Raw genomic sequence first — 5,441 nt, 5'->3', positions numbered from 1 at the left:
TTTGACCCCCCGGGGGGCCCGGCCCATGTGGCCCCACCATTGCCCCCCCCACAGGTGGTGGCGCCCCGCCGCCCGCCCGCGGGCTCCCAGCCTCCTTCGCCGCCGGTATCCGGTTGCGCCGAGGAGCGTCCACGATGGCCGCCACACCCACACCGCCGCGGAACCTGCTGTTCGAGACCACCGACTACGACCAGGCCGGCCAGTTCCTGACCGATATCCACGGCAGCAACTTCCGGATGACCGGAGGCACAGGCAGCTACTTGCTCCGCTACACCCGGTCGGCGACCGGCGTGTTCTCCGTCGAGACACTCGGGACGGCTCAGCGAGGCTGCGAGATCACGATCACCGTGGAGGGGCTGCCTCTGTTGACGATCGGCCGCCCCCGCACCACGACGGTGGACTACCGGTACGCGGGCGCCGACTACCGGTTCGGCCCCAGCGACCTGTACCTCGGTTCGACGTCCGAGGACGCCCCTGCCGTGCGGTTGCGGTGGCACGATGGTGGTCTCCAGGCCGCTACCTTGCCCTTCCCGCTGCTGGGTCAGATCGCCGCCACCGCCGAAACACGCCGCCCCGAGCCGGTTCGGTTCACCGACCTGCGCCCCCATGATCCGGGGGCTGCGGGCCTCATGGGGGCGACCCTCGACTACCTCGCCGACGCTCTGCGCGACCGGCCGCGAGTCATGGCCGAACCGCTGGTGGCCAGTGCCGCCGGGCGGATGCTGGCCGCGGCGGCGCTGACCGCCTTTCCCAGCACCGCGTGCACCGACCCCACCATCGAGGACCGCCACGATGCCCACCCGCGCACCCTGCGGCGGGCGATCGCGTTCATCGACGACCACGCCCACGAGGACATCTCGGTCGCCGACATCGCCGCCGCCGCGGACGTCACCATCCGCGCCTTGCAGTACGCCTTCCGCCGCCACCGCGACACCACCCCGATGGGCTACCTCCGCCAAGCCCGCCTCCACCAGACCCGCCAGGAACTGTTGACCGCCGACCCCACCACCGGGGTCACGGTCACCGAGATCGCCGCCCGCTGGGGCTTCTTCCACCCCGGCCGCTTCGCCCACCACTACCGCACGACCTACGGCTGCCCGCCCTACCGAACCCTGCAACGCCACAGCCGCTGACACTGCTCCGCGACGGTGACCGATCAAGCTATCTGTCACCAGAAGCGGACTGACACCCGCGGATTCCGTCCAGGAGGTAACCGGTGCGGCGGTCGTAGTCGTCCCGGGGCGGCCGCTCGCCGTGTTTGAGGGCAAGGGCGTTGTCGACGACGAGTGCGTGGAGGTCGCCCGCCGTGAACTCCGGCCGCAGTGCGCCCGAGGCCCGCGCCGCCGCGATGAGTTCGTCGTTGATCTCGCTCCCCGCCCGGCAAATCTCCATGAGCTGCCGCGAGTGCGGATACGTCTGCAACAGGACGTCGTTGACGGCCGGCTGGCGGTACTGGAGATCACGGATCGCGGTGAGGTAGTACGCGATCCGCTCGCCGACGTCGTCAATGGTCCGGGTGTGGTCGATGACGGCGAACAACTCCGTCGCGACGACCTCTTCGATGACGGCGTCGATGAGGCCGATCCGACCGCCGAAACGGTTGAAGATCGTGGCCTTGCTCACCCCCGCCGCTTTGGCGACCTCCTCCAGCGGCACCGTCAGACCCCGCCCCTGGAACGCGCCGATCGCGGCGGAGCGGATCTGCTCGGAATTGCGCCTGGCGTCGGCGCGCAGCCGGGATTCCGATGGCACCGCACCGGCCAAGGCCCTCACCGCCTCCCACTGTCCCGCGCTGCCGCTCAGCGGCGGAAGTTGACTCGCTGGGTCAGTTTACCTACAGTCGACGGCAGAAGCGAACCTGACCCGCATGGTCAGTTTAGGATTTCCGCCCACCACCAGGGCAGATGCGGTGCGGACACCGAGGAAGAAGCCACGAACATGATCGTTGTCACCGGCGCTACCGGTGGGCTGGGCGGCGCCGCCGTCGAGCACCTTCTCAAGCGCGTACCCGCCGACCAGATCGGCGTCAGCGTCCGTGATGTCGCCAAGGCGCAGCACTTCGCCGACCGCGGCGTCCGGGTGCGGCAGGGCTCCTTCGAGGATCCGGCCGCGTTGCGCGACTCCTTCGCCGGCGCCGAGCAGGTACTTCTGATTTCCGGCAACGACCCGGCGGCCGACTTGGTCAGCCTGCACCGCGACGCCATCGAGGCCGCCGTCGCGGCGGGCGCCCGGCGGATCCTCTACACGAGCCAGCAGGCCGTCGTCCCCGGCAATCCGTACCGGCCGTCGGAAATCCACGTTGCCACCGAGGCGATCCTCGCCGAGTCCGGGGTGGCCTGGACAGCACTGCGCAACGGCGCCTACGGCCCACTGGACCAGGTGCTCGGCCCGTGGCAACAGACCGGAGAGATCGCCCAACCGGCAGACGGTCCCGTGCCGTATACCGATCGCGTCGACGTAGCCGAGGGCGCTGCGATCATCCTCGCCGGCGACCGCTCCTTCGACGGCCCGGTCACCCTCACCGCGCCGACCGCCGTCACCCTCGACGATTTCGCCAAGATCGCCACCGACCTCACCGGCCGCACCATCAAGCGCGTCGTCCTGGACGACGAGCAGTGGGTTACCAACCAGATCACGCTCGGCGTCCCGGAGCAGACGACCCGGCTCCTGCTCACCTGGTACCAAGCCAGCCGCGAGGGCTACTTCGCAGAAGCCGACCCGCTGCTTGCCGAACTCCTCGGACGCGAGCCAAGCAGCGTTGCCGACCGGCTCGCAACCCACATCGTCGCCTGAAGCGCCTCTTGCCGATCATCGATCCGGGCATGCCCTTGTGACCGCCACCGCTCCTTGTCGTAACGCCATCTGTGACAGGAACGTACGACATGCAAGCCGCAATGTCGAACATGAGTTCGATGAACTGCGGTCGACTATCACCCCCGAGTGCCTCCACTGCGCGCCATCGCGAATGTGCCCTTGGTCATAAATACGCCGGAGGGAAACCCGGCGCCCTCCCTCCCTCGACTACCCCGGCGAAAACCACTGGCCGGGTCGGCTGCCGGATTTCCGGCTCCTTGGCGCGCAAGCAGTTCGCGGTGCCGACTCGGTGGCGGGTTCGAGTCGAGGAGGATGGGAATGGTCCTGCGGAAGATGGTGGCGATAGCCGGCGCGGCTTTAGCGGCACTCGGGCTCACCGTGCCGGCCGAGGCGGCGCAGGCGTCGCCAACCTGGATGCCGTGCACGCAGCTTGCATCGTCGTGGCCGAAGACGGCCGGTACGAGCGCCGAATGCACGACGGTGACCGTGCCGGTCGACTACGCCCGGCCGGACGGCCGGTCGCTGCAGCTGGCGGTGGACCGGATCCCGGCGTCCGATCCGGCGCACCGGCGCGGGGTGCTGATGCTGAACCCGGGCGGGCCCGGCGGCACCGGGATGTCGATGCCCGAGCTCATCCGCACCAGCAAGCTCGGCGAACTGGGCAAGTACTACGACCTGGTGAGCTTCGATCCGCGTGGCACCGGATTCAGCGGGCAGGTCGACTGCCAGGGCCTCGGCGGTGAACCACGGCCGCAGCCCGGACAGTCCGAAAAGGACTATCTGGCCACCTGGATCACCTGGCATTCGGACATCTACGGCGGCTGCGCGGCGAAGGACCCGGAGTTCGCCGCCCACCTCGGCGTCGAGACCATCGCGCGGGACCTGGACCGGGTCCGGGAAGCCCTCGGCGAGCGGAAGATCGACTACTTCGGCATTTCCTGGGGCACCGGCCTTGGCGCGGCCTACCGAAGCCTGTTCGACGACCATGTCGGGCGGATGGCGATCGATTCGGTGCTGCCCCCGAACATGGATCTCGACCACTTCGAGGCGGACGAGACGAAAGCCCGCAACGACAACCTGCTCCGATTCGCCGGCTGGATGGCCGAACGCGACGCCGTGCTCCACCTCGGCACGACCGGGGACCAGGTGTACGCGACCGAACTCGCGCTCAGTGCCGAACTCAAGGCCCACCCGCGCACAGTCGTGGTGAACGGCCAGACGCTCGAGCTGAACGACACCTGGGTGCAGAACATGGCCTCGTCCCTTTCGCCGGATTGGGGCTACGGCGCCTCGGCACTGGCCGCTGTGCAGGCCGGGAAGAACCCGCCCGCCCGGCAGCCCAAGGCGGCGACCACGGCCGGGTTCGGCTGGGACGAGAAGCGCCCGTACACGCTCAACCGGTTCGTACAGCACGGAATCAACTGCGCCGACACCACCGGAACCCGCGATCTGGACCAGGTGTGGCAGGAGTTCAGCGCACTGCGCAAGCAGTATCCGATGTCCAACGCGGATGTGCCGGTCTACGCCGGCAGCTGCGTGCAGTGGCCGTACGCCGGGAAGAACTTCGACTACCGCCCCGGCCGCAGCGACCTGCAGATCATCGGGCACCGGTACGAATCCGTGACCCCCTATGCCGGGGCGTGGGAAATGCGTCAGCGCATCGGAGGTTCGGTGCTGACCGTGCAGGACGACGTCCACGGCTCGCTGGCGGGCCTGCCCTGTGCGAGCAAGGTGGTCCGGTTCTTCGAGACCGGGGTGCCCGCCAACGACAGCTGCGACGGGGCACCGATCCCGGAACCGGTGCCGGTGCCCTGAACCACGACGTCCCGGCGCCGAGCGCCGGCACGTCACATTAGTCGACACAGTGTTGATTTAAGTCGACGCCATGTAGAGTGGTGGCGTGGTTGCACGAATCTTCCTCATTACCGGCGTCAGCAGCGGCCTTGGCCGGGCCTTCGCGCGAGGGGCGCTCGACGCTGGACACACCGTGATCGGCACGGTCCGCAAGCAGGCCGACGTCGAAGCCTTCGAAGGGCTCGCCCCGGGCCGCGCACACGCGCGACAACTCGACGTCACCGACGACCGGGCCGTGCCGGCCGTGGTGCGTGAAGCGGAGTCGGCCGTCGGGCCGATCGACGTCCTGATCGCGAACGCGGGCTACGGCCACGAGGGCGTCTTCGAGGAGTCGCCGATCTCCGAGCTGCGTGCCCAGTTCGACGCCAACGTGTTCGGCGTCGCCTCGACCGTGCAGGCCGTCCTGCCGTCCATGCGCAAGCGGCGCACGGGGCACATCTTCGCGGTCAGCTCCATGGGCGGGCTGATGACGGTGCCAGGGCTGGCCTACTACTGCGGCAGCAAATACGCGGTCGAAGGCATCCTCGAAACCGTCGCCAAGGAGGTGGCCGGCTTCGGCGTGCACGTCACACTCATCGAGCCCGGGTCGTTCCGCACCAACTGGGCAGGCAGCTCCATGGTCCGCACCGACCGGACGATCGAGGACTACGACGAGCTGTTCGAGCCGATCCGCGCCGCCCCCCCCCCGGGGCGGCGGCAACCGCCAGGGAAACACCCCCAAAACGGCCCACACATACAGACAAATAAAAAAAATAGACAAACCCCCCGAACAA

Annotated in this window: 5 protein-coding genes; 4 read left to right on the top strand and 1 reads right to left on the bottom strand. The window is 68.7% G+C overall.

Features of this window, described 5'->3' with window-relative positions; all coding sequences use genetic code 11:
* The first annotated feature begins 134 nt into the window (after positions 1 to 134).
* Positions 135 to 1,133: a helix-turn-helix domain-containing protein gene (locus ACFWX1_RS02045; RefSeq protein ID WP_378382953.1), complete on the top strand. Its 999-nt coding sequence runs from the start codon at positions 135 to 137 to the stop codon at positions 1,131 to 1,133.
* Between the two features lie 28 nt (positions 1,134 to 1,161).
* On the opposite strand, the gene ACFWX1_RS02040 is transcribed toward ACFWX1_RS02045, so the two are convergent.
* Positions 1,162 to 1,773, bottom strand: coding sequence for a TetR/AcrR family transcriptional regulator (locus tag ACFWX1_RS02040; protein WP_378382952.1), 612 nt, complete (start codon positions 1,771 to 1,773; stop codon positions 1,162 to 1,164).
* Positions 1,774 to 1,938: 165 nt separating this feature from the next.
* Here ACFWX1_RS02040 and ACFWX1_RS02035 point away from each other — a divergent pair, with 165 nt between their 5' ends.
* The 3 genes from ACFWX1_RS02035 to ACFWX1_RS02025 form a co-directional block, all read left to right on the top strand.
* Positions 1,939 to 2,793 (top strand): NAD(P)H-binding protein, encoded by an 855-nt coding sequence (locus tag ACFWX1_RS02035; RefSeq protein ID WP_378382951.1) that lies wholly within the window; start codon positions 1,939 to 1,941, stop codon positions 2,791 to 2,793.
* A 339-nt stretch (positions 2,794 to 3,132) separates the two neighbouring features.
* Positions 3,133 to 4,629, top strand: coding sequence for an alpha/beta fold hydrolase (locus ACFWX1_RS02030; RefSeq protein ID WP_378382950.1), 1,497 nt, complete (start codon positions 3,133 to 3,135; stop codon positions 4,627 to 4,629).
* 85 nt (positions 4,630 to 4,714) lie between these two features.
* On the top strand, positions 4,715 to 5,441 hold a 727-nt coding region (locus ACFWX1_RS02025; RefSeq protein ID WP_378382949.1), incomplete at its 3' end, for an oxidoreductase.

It is taken from the genome of Amycolatopsis sp. NPDC059021, assembly GCF_042739895.1.
In the GTDB taxonomy this organism is placed as follows: domain Bacteria; phylum Actinomycetota; class Actinomycetes; order Mycobacteriales; family Pseudonocardiaceae; genus Amycolatopsis.
Note: the sequence above shows the minus strand (reverse complement) of the source record. Positions and strands in the feature narration are given on the sequence as shown.

Excerpts from the sequence above, each read along its gene's own strand:
- ACFWX1_RS02045 (WP_378382953.1), top strand. The coding sequence starts at position 135 with ATGGCCGCCACACCCACACCGCCGCGGAACCTGCTGTTCGAGACCACC.
- ACFWX1_RS02030 (WP_378382950.1), top strand. The coding sequence starts at position 3,133 with ATGGTCCTGCGGAAGATGGTGGCGATAGCCGGCGCGGCTTTAGCGGCA.
- ACFWX1_RS02035 (WP_378382951.1), top strand. The coding sequence starts at position 1,939 with ATGATCGTTGTCACCGGCGCTACCGGTGGGCTGGGCGGCGCCGCCGTC.